This is a genomic window from Paenibacillus ginsengihumi DSM 21568, assembly GCF_000380965.1.
In the GTDB taxonomy this organism is placed as follows: Bacteria; Bacillota; Bacilli; order Paenibacillales; family NBRC-103111; genus Paenibacillus_G; species Paenibacillus_G ginsengihumi.
Genome location: NZ_KB905549.1, coordinates 182065 through 198380, shown reverse-complemented (window position 1 = coordinate 198380; position 16316 = coordinate 182065). Strand labels below are relative to the sequence as shown.

The window sequence follows — 16316 nt, the reverse complement described above, 5'->3', positions numbered from 1 at the left end:
AAGATGCTCAAGCAACTGTACGAAATGATTCCAACCGGCAAGGTTCTCTTCTGCGCTGCGCTCAGCGGGCTGATTCCTTGGACGATCTATAAGCTCAACCGGAAGCTGCATGAATATGGCGATCCTCCGTGGAAAAATGGAAATAACTAACAGGGCATGACGTCTGCGTGAATTTCTGCGCTAAGCGAATACTTAGGAGAAAGGGAGGAATCCGTTTATGATCAGATCACAAGAAATGATGGCGCAAATTCAGGCGGTTTCCGAGCAAAATGCCATCCTTATGCAGGAAATCGCCGCGATGAGGCAGATGTTGGAGCAAAAAAACAGAAGGGCCGACCAGAGCGGTCCGGGCCAAGGGCAACAAGGGCAAGGAGACATGGGACAGCAAGCTCAAGACGGCAGGCAGGGGCGGGAGCAGAGGGCTGTTCGCGAGCAAGGAGCCGGTCAGGGCCAGGATCAGCAGGGCGGAGCCCAAGGACAAGATTCAAGGCAGGGGCAAGGGCAAGAGCAAGGGCAGGAGCAAGATGCGATGCAAAGCCAAGGACAGGAGCAGGGGCAGGAGCAAGATGCGATGCAAAGCCAGGGACAGGGTCAGGGCCAGGCTCAAGGCCGGGGCCGGAACAGGCAAGGCCAAGGCCAGGGAGCGAACAGAGGGGGAGGACAAGCTGCCGGTCAAGGACAAAACCAGCCGCAAGGCCAGGGGCAAAATCAACCAGCGGGCTCTTATATGTCGGTTGCTTCGCTGGCGGGCGATTTTTTGCAGCTGAAGACGATGATCCTCGCCCTCGAAGCGAAGACGTCGAACTTCGTCAGCTCCCAAGCGGGCGGCGGCCTGACGGACAAGGATGTCGTCAATCTGGTGCTGATGCTCATGGACGGCATGGTCAATTGGGCAAGCGACTACGTGACGGGGGCGATCGGCCAAACTGCGGCTCCGCAGGCTTCCGCCGGGCAAATCTCGAACGACGCAGGGGCGTCTCAGGTCCAATAGCCTGAGCCCGATCTTTAGCGTCGACGATGCCATGCCAGGAGGCTGTTCACCGGCCCGGCAGGTCATCGTGTCCATGCCGGGTCGGATGCTGCCGGCGGGAGAAGCGCTTAAATACGCGAAAAAAATGCCTGTTCGGCGATGCTCGAAACGTTCGCATCGCCGAACAGGCATTATGCCGCGGCTCAAAGCGGTACAACCTGCATTTGCTTCTCTTTGTAATAGACCCACTCGCGGTATCCGATCTCCTTCAGTCTCGCGGCCACCTCGTCCCAGTCGTCGCCGACCCGCTCGGGCTTGTGGGCGTCGGAGCCGAACGTGACCTTCACGCCGTAGTGCAGCGCCCGCTCCAGAATGGCGTCGATCGGATACCAGCCGCCGCAGTCCTTCGTTTTGCCGGACGTATTGATCTCGATCGCGATGCCGCATTCCCCGATCGTCTTCAGCGTGCGGTCCACCGCTTCCGTCTTAATCTCGGAGAAGGCCGGATAAAAGCCGCGCATCGCATCGATATGGCCGAGAATCTGGAACATCCCGCTCTTGGCCGATTGCTCGATGAGGTCGTAATAAATTTCTTTTTGCTCGACCTTCTGCTCTTCGGTGAGTCCGTTCCAGCGCTTCTTGTTGAAGATGCTGACACCCCCGGACAAGTGCACCGAGCCGATAATATAATCGAAGGGATAGCCTTCGTAGATTTGCCGGTAGAGCTCCGCATGCTCCGGGAAAAAGTCGGATTCCACGCCAAGCAGCACATCGATTTTTCCTTTGTATTCCTCTTTTAAGGAAAGCACCTCTTCCACGTAACGGGCGAACTCGCTCTTGGCCATGGCGATTCCCGGCTGCTCCTGATCGAGCTCGCTTGCAAAATAAGGCGAATGGTCGGAAATGCCGATCACGGACAAGCCGCGGGATATGCCGGCTTCAATATAATCGCGGATCGTGCCGACCGCGTGGCCGCACCGCTTGTGATGCGTATGCAAATCAAATTTCATGCGCTCCTCACTCCGATCCTATGAAATCAATTTCCTGCATCCCTTTCAAATCCTGCAAAAATTGCTGCAGCGCCGAGCTGACATAGCGGCCTGACTTGTGCACGACGCCGACGGGATGGCTGATGGCCAGCTCGTTGACCATGATCGTCTTCAGTGTGCCCAGTCGCAGCTCATTCTGAATCGACATCTTGGAAATAATGGCCGCGCCCAAATTCAGCTCGACCATCCGCTTGACTTCCTCGCTGCTGGACAGCTCCATCACGACCTGCGGCGTTATGTACATCTGCTTCAAAATCTGATCGACAAAACGGCGGCCCGCCGTCTCCGGCGAGAGCATGATCAGAGGCAGCTCGTGCAGCTGTTCGATGGGGATGTGCGCATAGCGGGCAAGCGGATGCTCCGGAGCAACGACAAGCTCGAACGTATCGTAGTAGAGCACCGAGCTTTCCAGGGCCGGATGCTTGTCGAACAAATAGGTGATGCCGATATCGATCGAGCCGTTCTCGACGCTCTGCATAATTTGCGAGGTTGTCATGGAATGTATCGTTGTTTTGATCAGCGGGAACTGATTCTGGAAGTACGATAAGACGCGCGGCAAAATTTGAATGGCGATCGACGTCGTCGTTCCCAGGTGAATATGGCCTTGCGGCGTCTGATTCAAATCGAGCAGCCGCTGCTTCAGGTCTTCCACCGTCTGCAAGATGATCTCCGCATGCTCGAGAAACACTTTGCCGCTGTCGGTCAAGGTGACCGGCTGGTTGCGGTCGATCAGCACGGTCTTGAATTCGTCCTCGAGACTCTTGATCTGCGCGGACACCGCCGGCTGGGTCAAATTCAAAATTTCGCCCGCTTTGCGGAAGCTCATCGTCTTGGAGATGGTTATGAGCGTTTCCAATTGGTTCAGGTTCACGTCGTTCCTCCCCTCCTTGCACGATTCGTCCAAGCGGCCGCGCTCCATCCGTACAACACAGCTGATTGCCTGGTGCGAATAACGAATTTTTATCGAGGCGGCTAATGGTATAAACGCAATTTCTTGGCTGTTTTTATTATATTCTACTTCCCAGGTCAGGGCAAATGCGCAGCCCGCGGATTTACAGTAATTTAAGATAGCTGTGCCCGCAGGTCGGCCAAATCGCGGCACACCAGGTCCGGCTGCACGGCGCTTTCCCGCAGCCGCTCTGCGGCGTCCCGCTCCGCGACGAGCCCCGTCAGGACGAGCGCGGTGCGGCAGCCGGCGTTCGCGCCGCCGGCGATGTCGGTGCGCAGATTGTCGCCGACGACCCAGATGTCGCGGGCGTCCAGGCCGAGGCGGGCAATCGCGTAGCGCATGATGATCGGCGAAGGCTTGCCGATCACAACCGGCGCGCATTCCGCCGCGCGCTCGATGGCTGCCGCGATCGACCCGGCCCCCGGCGTCAGCTCGCCGTTCCACGGCAGCAGATGATCCGGGTTCGTCAGCACATACCGGGCGCCCGCGCGAATGTGCCGGACGGCGGCGAGCAGCTTGGCGTAGTCGAAGCTGCGGTCAATGCCCTGGACGACGGCATCGGCCGTCCCCGCTTCCACCCCGGCTGCCGTCTCGTCCTGCAGGATGAACCCGCACCTTCGCAGCTCCGCGCGCAGGCCGGCTTCTCCGATGCAGTATACCCGGTCGCCCCACTGCTGCTCCCGCACGAACAGCGCCGCGGCTTGCGACGACGTCAGCACCTCTTCCGGCCGGGCGTCGATGCCCGTTGCCCGCAGATGGGCCGCTACCTGCTCCGGCTCTCGCGAAGAATTGTTGGTTACGAACAGGAAGGGGTTGCCTTCCTTCCTCAGCGACGCGACAAAATCCGCGGCGTGAGGAATCGGCCGGTCCCCGTGATACAGCGTCCCGTCAAGATCGAGCAAAAATCCGGGCATGTTTCGTCTCCTCCATCCGTCGTGTCCATGTTCTCACTTGCGATTCTCTTTGCATTGTAACAAAAACAAGGCCGCCTGCGCTATGCGTGCGCAGGCGGCCGGGCGCCGCAGATGTGCAGCGCGAAAAGCGCCGGGCCGGCCGAGTCAGGGGAGGATGAGGCGAAGCGCCATGCCGGGGCGAGGGGCGCAAGCAGGTGAAGGCAGCACCGGCATGGAACGAACGCGGCTTAGGTGTTAAAGCGCGGCAGCTTGACGTAAAAGTGAATCTCCTTGTTCTCCGACTCCGCCCAGATCGTGCCGCCATGCGCCTCGACGATGCTTTTGGCGATGGCCAGCCCCAGGCCCGAGCCGCCGGTATCGGACGATCTGGCCTTGTCTACCCGGTAGAACCGGTCGAACAGGCGGCTCAGCTCCTCCCCGGTCAGCGGGTCGGCCTTGTTGCTGATGCGGATCACTACATGGCGCTTCTCTGCGGCCATTCCGACCGTCACCGTTCCCGGCTTCTCGCTGTATTTGATGGCGTTGCCGAGCAAATTCTCGAAGACGCGGATCATCTTGTCGACATCGATCTGCACGAACAGCTTGTCATGCGGAATGCTGCGGACGATCGACAGCTGCTGCTCCTCGGCGATCGTCACATGCTCCTCGAGGAGCTGCTCCAGCAGATCGTTCATGGCAGTGCCCCGGCGGTTCAGCGGCACGTCCTGATTGGACAGCTTCGTATATTCGAACAGATCGTCGATCAGCGCCTTCAGCTTCTCCGCCTTGCTGTAGGCGATGCTGACATAGCTGGCCGCCTGCTCGGGCGTTTCATAGCTTTTGTCGTGAAGCAGGCGCAAATAGCCCATGATCAGGGTAAGCGGCGTGCGCAGATCGTGCGAGACATTGGTGACGAGCTCGTTCTTCAGCCGCTCCGCGCGGCGTTCTTCCTCGATCTTGCGCTGCAGCTGCTCGGCCATCAGGTTCATGTCGCGGGCCAGCGCGCCCAGCTCGTCCTGCGACCGCTCCTGCACGCGGTAATCCAGATTGCCTGTCGCCACGATGCGCAGACCGCCCGCAAGCTCCTCGATGTATCGCATTTTTTGGCGCGTCAAATAATAGAACAAAAAAATAAACAAGGCCAGCGCAGACAGCATCGAGACGGGGCTGGAGCCCTTGCGGTAGCTGATATACGGCTCGGGTATGCCGGAGACGATCAGGTACGATTTTTGCCCGTTGTAGGTCACGGGGTAGAAGCTGGAAAATTCCTGGCGCTGGTTGGATAAGCTGTTGTAGCGGGAATCCATCGCATTGCGGATCACCGTATGCACGTCGACCGTCGTCTCCGTCGCATTGTCGCTGCGAAACAGCGCTTTACCCTCCAGATCGGTAATCGTAATTTTCAAATGTTCATATTTGGCGAGACGCTCGACTTCTTCGAGAAAATGCTTGCGGCGCATTTCATCCTGTTGGCGTCGTGCCTCCGTTCTGGCGCTTTTCTCCCGCTGCTTGGCTTCGGAGAGCTCTGCAGCTGCGGTGCTGCGCTGCGCCAGGGGCGGCTGGTTTGAGGAGCCGTAGCCCGGGGAAGTCGGCGCCGCCGCCTCGCTGCCTGAAGCCGGCTCCTGCGCATCGCTGCTCTCCACAGCTTCGCTTCCGGCCGGGAGATTGGGGATTTCCTCCTCGTAGAATTCCTCGATTTCCTCGTCCTCGTTCTCGTCCGGGACGGGCTCCAACATGCGGGCCAACTGCCGGGCATCCCTGTCGATGCGGCTGACCCCTTGCGAGTAATCGATGACCGGCTCCTTCTTGACCTGCCCGAACAAGGCCGAGCTGAGACCGTAGGCGGCGAAGGCGGCGGCAAGGCAGACGGCGAACGTCAGCATCAGCTGCATGCGGATGCTCCGCTCGATTTGTTGGCGCGTCATCTGGACGACGTCGATCAGGAACAGGATCAGGCTGCGCACAAGCGTAAACGGAAACCACGTGAACGGAAAGCGCTCGAGGATCGGTTTGCGCGCCTTGGGCGGTTTGGGCTTTCGATAGAAGGGCCTATTCAACTTTGTAGCCGACCCCCCACACCGTTTTGATAAATTTCGGCTTGCGCGGATTATCCTCGATCTTTTCCCGGATTTTGCGGATGTGTACCATGACGGTATTGTCCGAATCGAAATACGGCTCCTGCCAGACGGCCTCGTATATTTTCTCGATGCTCCAGACGGTGCCGCGATGTCTGGCCAGCAGCTCCAGAATGGCGAACTCGCGGGGCGTCAGCTTGATCTCGCGCCCGTCTACCTTGACCTCGTGCGTCAGCGTGTTCATCGTCAGCTCGTCCACTTCGATTTCGTGAGACGTATTCGCCTGCGGCACGTTCAGCCGGGTATACCGTCTCAGCTGGGACTTGATGCGCGCCAGCAGCTCCAGCGGATTGAACGGCTTGCTGACGTAATCGTCGGCGCCGGAGCTGAGACCGAGAATTTTGTCCATATCCTGACTCTTGGCCGAGAGCATGATGATCGGCATGTTTTTTTGCTCGCGAATTTTAAGACATGCCTCGATGCCGTCCATCTTGGGCATCATGATGTCCAGGACGATCAGATCGACCGTCTCCTTGCTCAGCACGCTCAGCGCTTCCAGGCCGTTGGACGCCCGCAGCAGCCGGTAGCCTTCGTTCTTCAAATAAATTTCCAGCAAGTCGATAATTTCCTTTTCGTCGTCCACCAGAAGAATGGTCGGCTGCGCCAAGGAAAATCCCTCCTTCGAATCAGCTCTTTTGTATGTCAGCATACCGGACAATTCTTAACAGGATCGTGATGGAATTCTTAAAACAATCTTAAGCGGATTTCCCAGGGACAAACACCCGGATGCGCCTGTGCGAATACATAGTAAGTAACGATGGGATGCGCTGATGCCCGAATTATAAAAAAATCTGATAAGAAATCAAAGCAACACTTATGATGGGCTCGCAAAACATTCCGGGTACCCGATTTCCATCCTACCTAATCTGCGGGAGGCTGACAACGATGTTGACTATCAAAAGCGTCGAGCACGTCATGGAGGCGTGGTTGAAGCTGAAGAGGCAGGTCCCTATGCGGGGAGCGGCTGCGCTGGAGGAGCTAACGGAGGTGCTGGAGCAGGTGCGGGAAGCACTCCCCGATTGGCGCCGGGAGGTGCCGGAGGCCCGCGGACCGTACGGACGGCGCGTGCTGTTCGAAGCGCCTTGGGCAGAACTGGTGCTGATTCACATACCGGCCGGCAGCGCGACCTGCATTCACGATCACGGCGCCTCGATCGGCTGCGGCGTCGTGCTGGAAGGAAGCCTGGTCAACCGGCTGTACCGGCTGGACGAATTCGGCTATCCGCTGCTGCGCGGCGAGCGCGCCATTGCAGAGGGCGGCGAATACGCCGCGCCGATCGGGCAAATTCATCAGCTGGCCAATCCCGGCCATAGCCGCGCGGTATCGCTTCATCTGTATGCGCCGCGCCTTAGCGCAAGCAAGACGTATTATCTGTATGAGCAGGTACTCGATTTTGTCATTTAGCGCCGGGGCCGGGCGTGCGGCTTGTCTGACGGTTTTCCGGGGGCACGGCCGGCGCAGAAGCGGGATCTGCGAGGCGGACAGGTGCCGAGCGGCCAGAGCAAGTCGGCCAGATGTAGTCGACTAGCTGTAAGTTGACCAAGTGTAGGTCAGATGCAAGTGACCAGATGTAGGTCGACCAGGTGTAGGTCGGTCAGATGCGGGTGACCAGATGTAGGTCGACCAGGTGTAGGTCGGTCAGATGCAGGTGACCAGATGTAGGTCGACTAGCTGTAAGTCGACCAGGTGTAGGTCGGTCAGATGCGGGTGACCAGATGTAGGTCGACCAGGTGTAGGTCGGTCAGATGCAGGTGACCAGATGTAGGTCGACTAGCTGTAAGTCGACCAGGTGTAGGTCGGTCAGATGCAAGGCGGCAAGATGCGCGGAAGGCAGGTCAGCTGCATGACAAAGACCGGGCATAAAGGGCAGGAGCCCTTGGCCCGGCCTTTGCCCGCAAGGCGGATGCGAAGGCGGACGCGGTATCGGCTTGATACCGAAGAGGCGGGTGCCCTTTCGCAAGGAACGAATTATGCCTCAAACTCGCCGTCTCAGATTCATGATGTTGATGACCGATACCGCGGCTCCGGCGAGGCGGGTCACGTAGCCGACGAGCGGAATCCAGCTGACGATCGACAGCACGGCGTTGATGATGGTCATCATGAGCGTCCCGTTGCCGGTAAGCGCCGCGATAATGACGTTGATGACCGCAAGCGGCACGACCCAAGTGCCGGACCAGGCGTACGCCAATGGCACGAGGCCGATCAAATAGCCCGCGACGATGCCGATCTCCAGAATCAGCTGAATCAAGTTCAGCGTTCTTGCCGTACTTGGCTGCATAGCTTCATCATCCTTTGCGTCTTGATACAACCATTATATCGTTCTGGCAGCGTTTTGCCAGTAGACAGTTCAAAAGGACGAGGAATATGATGGGAAAGACAACGATTCTTCCAACAATCCGGGGGTGAACGACCTCGCATTTTTTGGAACGGAGGCTGCAGGAGCTCTACATCCCGAGGCGCAGGAGCAGGTGCTTCGCCTGCTCGGCGATTTCGACATGCTGAATTTGTGCGGCCGGCTGCGCTGTCCCGTGATGATCCCGGCAGGGCTCAAGGATACGGTGTGTCTTCCCGAAACGATCTGTGCGGTATACAACCGGCTGACCGTGCCGAAGGAGATATGTTTCCGTTCAATGGACATGCCGTCAGCGGGGATCATTTTCGCAAGCGTGTGGAATTTATCAGGCGGCCGGGACCTCATTCGCACACGTAAGGCGGGAGAAAAAAAGGTTGATGCGGGCAAGTCAGCTATGGTAATATATGACATTGAGTGGAAGGGATTCTAGGGATCCGCCGGCGCGTCCGGGCGAACCAAGCGAATCCAGGCGCAGCCGATAGGGCGCCACACCGTAGGGATAAAAGACCTCGCGCAAGTTCCGCCGTCATGGCGTAACTGGCCGGGGTCTTTTTCGCTTTAGCGGAGGAAAGGAGAGGGGATAAGGATGCACGCGATACGCATCGAAGGCTTGAGCAAGCGGTTCGCCGTCAAGCGCAAGGAGCCAGGCCTGGCCGGAAGTCTGCGCGCATTGCTCCGGCCGAAGTACGTGGATAAGACAGCGGTTCACGGTATCGACCTGACTGTTCGGGAAGGAGAGACGCTGGCCTTCCTCGGCCCGAACGGGGCCGGCAAGTCGACGACGATCAAGATGCTGACGGGCATTCTGCATCCGAGCGAAGGCTATGCGGAAGTGCTGGGACTGTGCCCCTGGATGCAGCGGCAGCGTCTGGCCTATCGGATCGGCTCCGTATTCGGGCAGAAGTCGCAGCTGTGGTACCATTTGCCGCCGATCGACAGCTTCGAGCTGATGAGCCGCATCTACGAGCTGCCGCGGGTCGACTTCATCGCCAGGCGTGACCGGCTGGTCGGCCGGTTCGGCCTGGAGCCGTACCTGCGCACGCCGGTGCGCAAGCTGTCGCTCGGCGAGCGAATGCGCTGCGAGATCGTCGCCGCCCTGCTGCATCGCCCGAGCATCGTCTTTCTCGACGAGCCGACGATCGGTCTCGACGTCGTCGCCAAGCGGCACATTCGCGAACTGATCCGCGAGCTGAACCGCGAAGAGGGGACGACGGTCTTCCTCACCTCGCACGATGCCGGCGATATCGAGGAGCTGTGCCGCCGCGCGATCGTCATTAATCACGGCAGGACGATTTTCGACGATTCGGTAGAGGCGATGAAGCGCGAGCTGTTGCGCAGCAAAACGATTAAGCTGCGGCTGCTTGAGCCGGGCGCTCCGTTCGTGTGTCCCGGCGTTCGGGTGAAAGCATGCTCGGAGACGGAGCTGGAGCTGGCCGTCGATACGGCCGCGACCAGCATGGAGGAGGTACTTGTGCGGCTGGTCGGCCATTACCGCGTCTCCGACATTACGATCGCCGACCCGCCGATGGAAGATATTATCGCCTATATTTACGCCAGGCAGCTTTCCGGAGAAGCGCCAGCGGATAACGGGAACGGAGAAGGAGGCGGGGAGGGTGAACCGCGGCACGGCCTGGGCGCAGAAGGCGCTTAAATACGGGGCGATCGGGCGGGTAACGCTGCGCAATCACCTGGCGTATATTGCCGATTTTCTGACACGTTCGGTGTTCCTGATCGTCATCATGTATATTTTCGTTCAGCTTTGGCAGGCGACCTACGAAGGGGAAGGCACGGAGACGATTGCCGGCTACAGCATGGGGCAGCTCATCTGGTACATCCTGCTTGCCGAATCGCTGACGATAGCCTTCCCCAGCCTGACAACCCGCGTGGAGGAAGAAGTAAAAAGCGGCGAGGTCGGCTACAGGCTGACGAAGCCCTACAGCTATATCGGGTATCATTATGCCGCTTATGCGGGCGAAGTGGCGGTCCGGCTGGCCGTCAATCTGGCCGTCGGCCTCGCGATCGGCTGCCTCGCGTTCGGCTGGCCGTCCCTCGGATTCGGCTGGATCGGCTTCCTCTGGATGGCCGCCGGCGGCATCACGGTCAATTTTCTGCTGAATATGCTGCTGGCGCTGTGCGCCTTCTGGGTCGAAGAGACGCGCGGGCTGGAATTCGTCTACCATAAGCTGCTGTTTACGATCGGCGGGATGCTGATGCCGCTGGAGCTGTTTCCCGGCGCGCTGCAGGACGTTTGCCGCTGGCTGCCGTTTCAGACGGTGCTTTATTTTCCGGCCAAGGCGGCGGTGCGCTGGGACAGTGTGGAGCTTGCCTGGATGACGTGCGTGCAGTGGTTCTGGATCGCTGCGCTGGCCGGCGCCGTGCTGCTTGTGTACCGGCTTGCTGTGCGCAAGCTGAACGTGAACGGGGGGTAAGAACGATGGCTCCGCATCGATACGGCCTCGTCCGCCGCCGCGCCGGCGATCCGCCGCAGCGGCAAGGAGCATGGGGCCTCGTCCGCTTCGTGCTGGCCTGTTGGAAGCTCAACCTTGCCGGAGCGATGGAGTTCCGGCTCAGCTTCCTCATGACGGCGGGGATGATGATGGTGAACAATGCCGTCTGGATCTTGTTTTGGGGACTATACTTTTTGCGCTTTCCGGTCGTGAACGGCTGGGAGCTGCGCGACGTGATGATGATGTGGGCGGTGAGCGCCGGCGGCTACGGCCTGTCGGCTGTCTTCTTCGGCAATGCCTACCGGCTGGCGAGCCTGATCGCCGGGGGGCAGATCGACCTTTACCTGACACAGCCGAAGCCGGTGCTGCTGCACATTCTGATCAGCCGCATGTCCGTCTCTGCCATCGGCGATGTGCTGTTCGCCCTGATTCTGTTCGCGGCCTTCGGCGATGCGACGTGGATCGGCACGCTGAAGTTCGCGCTGGCGCTGCTGATCGCCATGCTGCTTTTTCTGTTTTTTGTCGTCGCTGCGCATTCGCTCGCTTTTTTCATCGGGAACGCCGAAGGGATAGCGAAACAGCTGTTCAGCGCGTTCCTGAACTTTTCCACCTACCCGACAGGCATTTTTCGCGGGCTGGGCCGGCTGGTCATGTTCACGGTCATTCCCGCCGGCTTTATCAGCTATTTGCCGATCGGGCTGCTGCGGGAGGCGGAACCGCTCTTTCTGGCGCAAGCGCTGGGCATGACGCTCCTCGTGACGTGCGGGGGCATCGGGCTGTTTTATGCTGGTCTTCGAAAATATAGCTCCGGCAACCGTATGGATTTGCGCATGTAACGCGGCTGAGAAACGCTCGATTTGAAATTGTAACGCAAGTGAGCAGCCTTATTCGACATTTGAGGCTGCCCGATGCAGCGTTTTGGACCAAATAGCGCTACCCGGCGAGTGTTATATTTTTCAAAGGCTGCGTTTCAGCTAAATAGCGTTTGTCACCAGCGTTAGAGATGATGACCGCGGGCTATTTTCAATATGACGAACGATTCCTGTTGTCATCGGCGTCACCTGCGGTGCCTGAAAATTCGCCGAAGGACTTCGTCGAATTTTCCAATATAGACGCCTATGACGAGCGATTCCTGTCGTCATCGGTCGTCACCTGCGGTGTTGAAAATTCAGCTTGTAGGCTAAGCTGATTTTTCAAGATAGCAAATGTTGTATTCTGTACAACAAAAACCGAGCAATAACCCGCACTTGCGGCTCAATGTTGTAGAAAGTGCAACATTTCGGGCGATATTCTTCGATTCGAAGCTAATATTTCCTAAATTGTTGCACAAAATACAACATTCCCCTTCCACTGGCACGAAGGATGCGGAAAATGTTGCATTTTTTGCAGGATTCGTCGCCTCATGTGCCTGAGTGTGCCCGGGGATAGGCGGCGCTAACGCGGAACTCCCCGGCCGGCTTGGTATCGGTTGCAGCAAAATATAGGTTTACACGATAACCTTGTCGAAGGCTATGTTTTTCTTAATGTGATAAAAAGTTTCGTTGTTTTTCGAGTTGATCCGGTTCGCATCCTTTGCGAATCTAAAATTCCAATGAATCCATAAATATCTTTATTCCATTTTAGAAATAAGTGTTGTAATATGAAAGAACAGCGGAGCAGGCAAGCGAAACCAAGCAAGATTCCGGGCGGCGTTCTAAAGCGGGGACGCTGGTCTCTATGCATCCGCATTGGCAAATGGTTCATCGTTGCAAGGCAGCAGGAAAACGATTATGCTGGGGCTATCTTGAAAATTCGACGAAGCTTATCGGCGAATTTTCAGCACCGAAGGTGACAACTGATGACGAAGGAGTCGTTCGTCATAGGCGTCTATCTTGAAAAATTGGACGGAACCCTCCGGCGAATTTTTCAATACCGCAGGTGACGACCGATGACGAAAGGAGTCGCTCGTCATAGGCGTTTATCGGATTAAAGGGGGCGAAACGCGTGAACGAAATAAATTCTTGCTGCGCGGCAGGCAGGCAACAGGTAGAGTTGAAACCGTTATCGAAGGCGGCGGGCACAGCTTCGCTTAGTTCGGAACCGGCGAAGACGGAGCCGAAAACTTCGGGCGCCGCGGGTTCGCCGAAGGCCGAACCGGAGAAGATGGCGGCGATCGATTGGGTGAGCATCCCCGGCGGCGAGTTCTGGATGGGAACGAATGACGCCGAAGGTTTTCCGAGCGACGGGGAAGGGCCGGTTCGCCGGGTGAAGGTCGATGCGTTCCAAATCTCCGCTTGCACGGTCACGAATGCCCAGTTTCAAGCTTTCGTCCAGGCGACCGGCTACATCACCGAAGCGGAGAAGTTCGGCTGGTCGTACGTGTTCCATCTGCTCGTCAGCGAGCAGGTGGCGAGCAAGGTGAAGGACGTGCCGGTGCAGACGCCGTGGTGGTACGTCGTCGAAGGGGCCGATTGGAGCCATCCGGAAGGACCCGATTCGACGATCGAGGATCGCATGGACCATCCGGTCATTCACGTCTCCTGGAACGACGCGATGGCGTTCTGCGAATGGGCGGGCACGCGGCTGCCGACCGAAGCCGAATGGGAATACGCTGCGCGCGGCGGGCTGGAGGGGATGACCTATCCGTGGGGCAATCTGCTGAAGCCGGGAGGCAAGCATATGTGCAACATTTTCCAGGGGAAGTTTCCCGAGAAAAACAATGCCAGCGACGGCTATGTCGGCACCGCTCCCGCCCGCTCGTTCGAGCCGAACGGGTACGGCCTCTACAACGTATCGGGGAACGTCTGGGAGTGGTGCGCGGATTGGTTCAGCCCCCGCTACCACCTGGAGACGGCGGCGGAGAATCCGCTTTTTGCCAAGGAAACCGGCAGAAGATCGATGCGCGGCGGTTCTTACCTGTGCCATCGCTCCTACTGCAACCGCTACCGGGTTGCGGCGCGAAGCAGCAACACGCCGGATAGCTCGACCGGCAACTGCGGCTTCCGCGTCGTGAAGGCGGACAAGTAGCCGGCGATGCGGCAGCAGCGGATCGAATCCAGGTAGCTGGCGATGCGGAAGCGGCGGATCGAATCCAGATAGCCGGCGATGCGGCAGCAGCGGATCGAATCCAGGTAGCCGGCGATGCAGATGCGGCGGATCGAATCCAGATAGCCGGCGATGCGGCAGCAGCGGATCGAATCCAGGTAGCTGGCGATGCGGAAGCGGCGGATCGAATCCAGATAGCCGGCGATGCGGAAGCGGCGGATCGAATCCAGGTAGCCGGCGATGCGGAAGCGGCAAGGCGCACCGCCAAAAAGCGCACCGCCTGCCGGAAGCTGCGCGCAGTGCGCGGCGAAGCCATAGTCTCTCAGGTCGCCGCGAAGCAGCGACGGGGAAGACAGACGATGCTCGCCAATGAACAATGTTGTATTTTGTACAACAAAATCGGGCAAATAAACGGCATTCGCGGCTCAATGTTGTAGAAAGTGCAGCATTTTGGGCGATGTTCCCGGGTTTGAAGTCAATTTGACCCAAAATGTTGCACAAAATACAACATTTCCCTGTATCTAGCGCGAAAGATACGGAAAATGTTGTACAAAATGCAGGATTCGTCACCGCTATTCCACGGGCCGCGGCCGCGGCCGAGGCCATAGCTGAGGCTTAGACTGAGGCGGAACAGGGCGGCCACTTCGCCGAATCCGCATCACATGACCGATGGGAACGCGGCACAGGGGAAGGGGATTGGGCGGAAAGGTTACGATCCTCCACCCCAGTCGTGTGTACAGCCGTAGATATGGATCAAAGAACACGACCGGAACAGCAGCCGAAGCCGGGCTTCTCTCCCTCTCAAGTCAAGGGACAGCCATCGTTCGGCACCGAAGCCTTGAGAGGTAGAAAACTGAAGGGAAGGCGAGCGATATCGTCTTCCCTTTTTGCAGCCATCTTATTTTCGCAAAAGCTGCATTTCTCCCATTAACCGCCGCACCTGTTCAGGGCGATGGTCAACGAGGTTGGTCAGCTCATGCGGGTCTTCCTGCAGATCGTATAATTCGTTTATGTCATTATGATTCTCGATCAGCTTATATCTGCCGTCGAAGATCATGCGCGTATTGTTCAGCTCGCTGAATTGATAGTCCTTGTGCGGCCCGGCCCCGCGCTTCAATTGGGGAACCAGCGATCGCCCGTCCAGACGGCACTGCGAGCTATCGACGCCGGCCAGTTCCAAAATGGTCGGATGCAGGTCCATCAGCTCTGCCAGCGCGTCGCTCGTCCCGGTCCAAGCTTCCCGCGGATCGGCGATGATCAGAGGGATGCGCAGCGCGCCTTCGTACATCGTGCTCTTTTGAAACAGTCCGTGATCGCCCATCATCTCCCCATGATCCGCGCAAAAGATCACGACGGTATGATCGGACATTCCCCGCCGCTGCAATGTATCGAGGATTTGTCCTATCCAGTCGTCAATCAGCTTGATAGCCGCGGCATAATGTCGTTTTACTTTATTCAGATCGCTGTCCGACATGCCGTCCGAGTGCTTTTGGGCCTTTTGCCGAACCCATGCCGGCTTGCTCCCCAAATCGTCCTTGATCGAAGCGGGAAACGATGTATCGGCGAAGGCGTCCACATACCCGGCGGGAGCATCCCACGGGTCGTGCGGCCCGACGAAGCTGACGAACAGATGCCACGGCGTCTCCACGGATACGCGCTCCAGAAATTCGCACGCCGTGCGCCCGATATAGCTGTCGTGGAAGTGCTCCGCCGGAAGCGGCGACGGCCAGGCGTTCCAAAACTTCCAGTCCGCGAAACGGCGGCGGTAATCTTCCGTGAATGCGGTAAGCAGACCGCGATCCCGCAAATAACGCTGATACGGCCCGGCGATATGGCTGTCGTCGTCCGGGTCGATGTCGAAGCTCATGAGTCGGTTCCGGCGGAAGGCCGCATTCATTTTGCCTTCGGTTTCGTGAGGGTTCGTAAAGCCCAGATGATGCATCACGGGAAGATCCCCGTTCATTCCGTAGAAATGATCTCCCTTGTGCAGGTCGCTTTTGCCGACGAGCGCCACGCGGTACCCCGCCTGTCTCAGCGCCTGGTAGTAGGTCGGCTGCTCCAAAGGGTAATTGACAAAGTTTTCGAGCGTTCCCGTCCGATGAGGGTATACCCCAGCCGCGAGCGAGCAGCGGCTCGGCCCGCATACCGGGCTGTTGCAGGCGGCTCTTGCGAACCGGATTCCCCGGGCGGCGATGCGGTCGAGGCTTACGGTATCCACAAAATCCGCACCCGCGCAGCTCATCCAATCGTAGCGGAATTGGTCGGCCATGATCAGCAAAATGTTGGGCTGGCTCACTTGTCAGAGCTCCTTTCGTTGTCGATTGCACTATTCTGATAATTTGATGACGACTTTCCGCAAATGATCAGTACCGAAGGGGGCGGCCGATGACGAGGAATGTGTTCGTCACAGGCGTCCATCTTGAATATATCAGCGAATTCGCCCGCCATCGATTGCGGATTGTCCGATTTCTTCACGGATTGTCCGGGATTGGCCGC

Annotated in this window: 16 protein-coding genes; 8 read left to right on the top strand and 8 right to left on the bottom strand. The window is 58.2% G+C overall.

Going from position 1 to position 16316, the window contains the following annotated elements; all coding sequences use genetic code 11:
• The first annotated feature begins 3 nt into the window (after positions 1-3).
• The gene (locus F591_RS31895) at positions 4-150 is read left to right on the top strand and encodes a hypothetical protein (RefSeq protein WP_019532948.1); all 147 of its coding nucleotides are present in this window, start codon (positions 4-6) and stop codon (positions 148-150) included.
• A gap of 67 nt (positions 151-217) precedes the next feature.
• Positions 218-991, top strand: coding sequence for a hypothetical protein (locus F591_RS0102200; protein WP_019532947.1), 774 nt, complete (start codon positions 218-220; stop codon positions 989-991).
• Positions 992-1173: 182 nt separating this feature from the next.
• Here F591_RS0102200 and F591_RS0102195 read toward each other — a convergent pair whose 3' ends face one another.
• The 5 genes from F591_RS0102195 to F591_RS0102175 all read right to left on the bottom strand — a co-directional run bounded on the left by F591_RS0102195 (position 1174) and on the right by F591_RS0102175 (position 6645).
• Complete coding sequence (locus F591_RS0102195) at positions 1174-1980, bottom strand: histidinol-phosphatase (RefSeq protein ID WP_019532946.1); 807 nt, start codon at positions 1978-1980, stop codon at positions 1174-1176.
• 7 nt (positions 1981-1987) lie between these two features.
• The gene (locus F591_RS0102190; protein WP_026326317.1) at positions 1988-2890 is read right to left on the bottom strand and encodes a LysR family transcriptional regulator; all 903 of its coding nucleotides are present in this window, start codon (positions 2888-2890) and stop codon (positions 1988-1990) included.
• 191 nt (positions 2891-3081) lie between these two features.
• Positions 3082-3882, bottom strand: coding sequence for an HAD-IIA family hydrolase (locus tag F591_RS0102185; protein WP_019532944.1), 801 nt, complete (start codon positions 3880-3882; stop codon positions 3082-3084).
• Between the two features lie 227 nt (positions 3883-4109).
• Entirely contained in the window at positions 4110-5918 is a 1809-nt protein-coding gene (locus F591_RS0102180; protein WP_019532943.1) for a sensor histidine kinase, read from the bottom strand.
• Positions 5911-6645 (bottom strand): response regulator transcription factor, encoded by a 735-nt coding sequence (locus F591_RS0102175; RefSeq protein ID WP_425414339.1) that lies wholly within the window; start codon positions 6643-6645, stop codon positions 5911-5913. The genes F591_RS0102180 and F591_RS0102175 overlap by 8 nt, the downstream gene beginning before the upstream one ends.
• 236 nt (positions 6646-6881) lie before the next feature.
• Here F591_RS0102175 and F591_RS0102170 point away from each other — a divergent pair, with 236 nt between their 5' ends.
• Complete coding sequence (locus tag F591_RS0102170) at positions 6882-7400, top strand: cysteine dioxygenase (RefSeq protein WP_019532941.1); 519 nt, start codon at positions 6882-6884, stop codon at positions 7398-7400.
• A gap of 571 nt (positions 7401-7971) precedes the next feature.
• Here the strand turns inward: F591_RS0102170 and F591_RS0102165 are convergent.
• Positions 7972-8274, bottom strand: a complete 303-nt coding sequence (locus F591_RS0102165; protein WP_019532940.1) for a hypothetical protein — start codon at positions 8272-8274, stop codon at positions 7972-7974.
• Positions 8275-8491: 217 nt separating this feature from the next.
• Here F591_RS0102165 and F591_RS0102160 point away from each other — a divergent pair, with 217 nt between their 5' ends.
• The 5 genes from F591_RS0102160 (at position 8492) to F591_RS0102140 (ending at position 13802) form a co-directional block, all read left to right on the top strand.
• Entirely contained in the window at positions 8492-8779 is a 288-nt protein-coding gene (locus F591_RS0102160; RefSeq protein WP_245580967.1) for an acetylxylan esterase, read from the top strand.
• Between the two features lie 156 nt (positions 8780-8935).
• Entirely contained in the window at positions 8936-10000 is a 1065-nt protein-coding gene (locus tag F591_RS0102155; protein WP_019532939.1) for an ABC transporter ATP-binding protein, read from the top strand.
• The gene (locus tag F591_RS0102150; RefSeq protein ID WP_019532938.1) at positions 9963-10778 is read left to right on the top strand and encodes an ABC transporter permease; all 816 of its coding nucleotides are present in this window, start codon (positions 9963-9965) and stop codon (positions 10776-10778) included. The genes F591_RS0102155 and F591_RS0102150 overlap by 38 nt, the downstream gene beginning before the upstream one ends.
• A gap of 5 nt (positions 10779-10783) precedes the next feature.
• On the top strand, positions 10784-11632 hold the full coding sequence (locus F591_RS0102145; RefSeq protein ID WP_019532937.1) for an ABC transporter permease: 849 nt from the start codon (positions 10784-10786) through the stop codon (positions 11630-11632).
• Positions 11633-12779: 1147 nt separating this feature from the next.
• Positions 12780-13802: a formylglycine-generating enzyme family protein gene (locus F591_RS0102140; RefSeq protein ID WP_019532936.1), complete on the top strand. Its 1023-nt coding sequence runs from the start codon at positions 12780-12782 to the stop codon at positions 13800-13802.
• Here the strand turns inward: F591_RS0102140 and F591_RS0102135 are convergent.
• Positions 13718-14227, bottom strand: a complete 510-nt coding sequence (locus F591_RS0102135) for a hypothetical protein (protein ID WP_019532935.1) — start codon at positions 14225-14227, stop codon at positions 13718-13720. The two genes, F591_RS0102140 and F591_RS0102135, sit on opposite strands and share 85 nt — an antisense overlap.
• Before the next feature lie 491 nt (positions 14228-14718).
• Positions 14719-16116, bottom strand: a complete 1398-nt coding sequence (locus F591_RS0102130) for a sulfatase family protein (protein ID WP_019532934.1) — start codon at positions 16114-16116, stop codon at positions 14719-14721.
• Positions 16117-16316: the final 200 nt, after the last annotated feature.

What these genes read in the sequence shown, in the direction of transcription:
- F591_RS31895 (WP_019532948.1), top strand. Translation starts at nt 4, where the DNA reads ATGCTCAAGCAACTGTACGAAATGATTCCAACCGGCAAGGTTCTCTTC.
- F591_RS0102200 (WP_019532947.1), top strand. Translation starts at nt 218, where the DNA reads ATGATCAGATCACAAGAAATGATGGCGCAAATTCAGGCGGTTTCCGAG.
- F591_RS0102195 (WP_019532946.1), bottom strand. Translation starts at nt 1,980, where the DNA reads ATGAAATTTGATTTGCATACGCATCACAAGCGGTGCGGCCACGCGGTC.
- F591_RS0102185 (WP_019532944.1), bottom strand. Translation starts at nt 3,882, where the DNA reads ATGCCCGGATTTTTGCTCGATCTTGACGGGACGCTGTATCACGGGGAC.
- F591_RS0102175 (WP_425414339.1), bottom strand. Translation starts at nt 6,645, where the DNA reads ATGCTGACATACAAAAGAGCTGATTCGAAGGAGGGATTTTCCTTGGCG.
- F591_RS0102170 (WP_019532941.1), top strand. Translation starts at nt 6,882, where the DNA reads ATGTTGACTATCAAAAGCGTCGAGCACGTCATGGAGGCGTGGTTGAAG.
- F591_RS0102165 (WP_019532940.1), bottom strand. Translation starts at nt 8,274, where the DNA reads ATGCAGCCAAGTACGGCAAGAACGCTGAACTTGATTCAGCTGATTCTG.
- F591_RS0102160 (WP_245580967.1), top strand. Translation starts at nt 8,492, where the DNA reads ATGCTGAATTTGTGCGGCCGGCTGCGCTGTCCCGTGATGATCCCGGCA.
- F591_RS0102155 (WP_019532939.1), top strand. Translation starts at nt 8,936, where the DNA reads ATGCACGCGATACGCATCGAAGGCTTGAGCAAGCGGTTCGCCGTCAAG.
- F591_RS0102145 (WP_019532937.1), top strand. Translation starts at nt 10,784, where the DNA reads ATGGCTCCGCATCGATACGGCCTCGTCCGCCGCCGCGCCGGCGATCCG.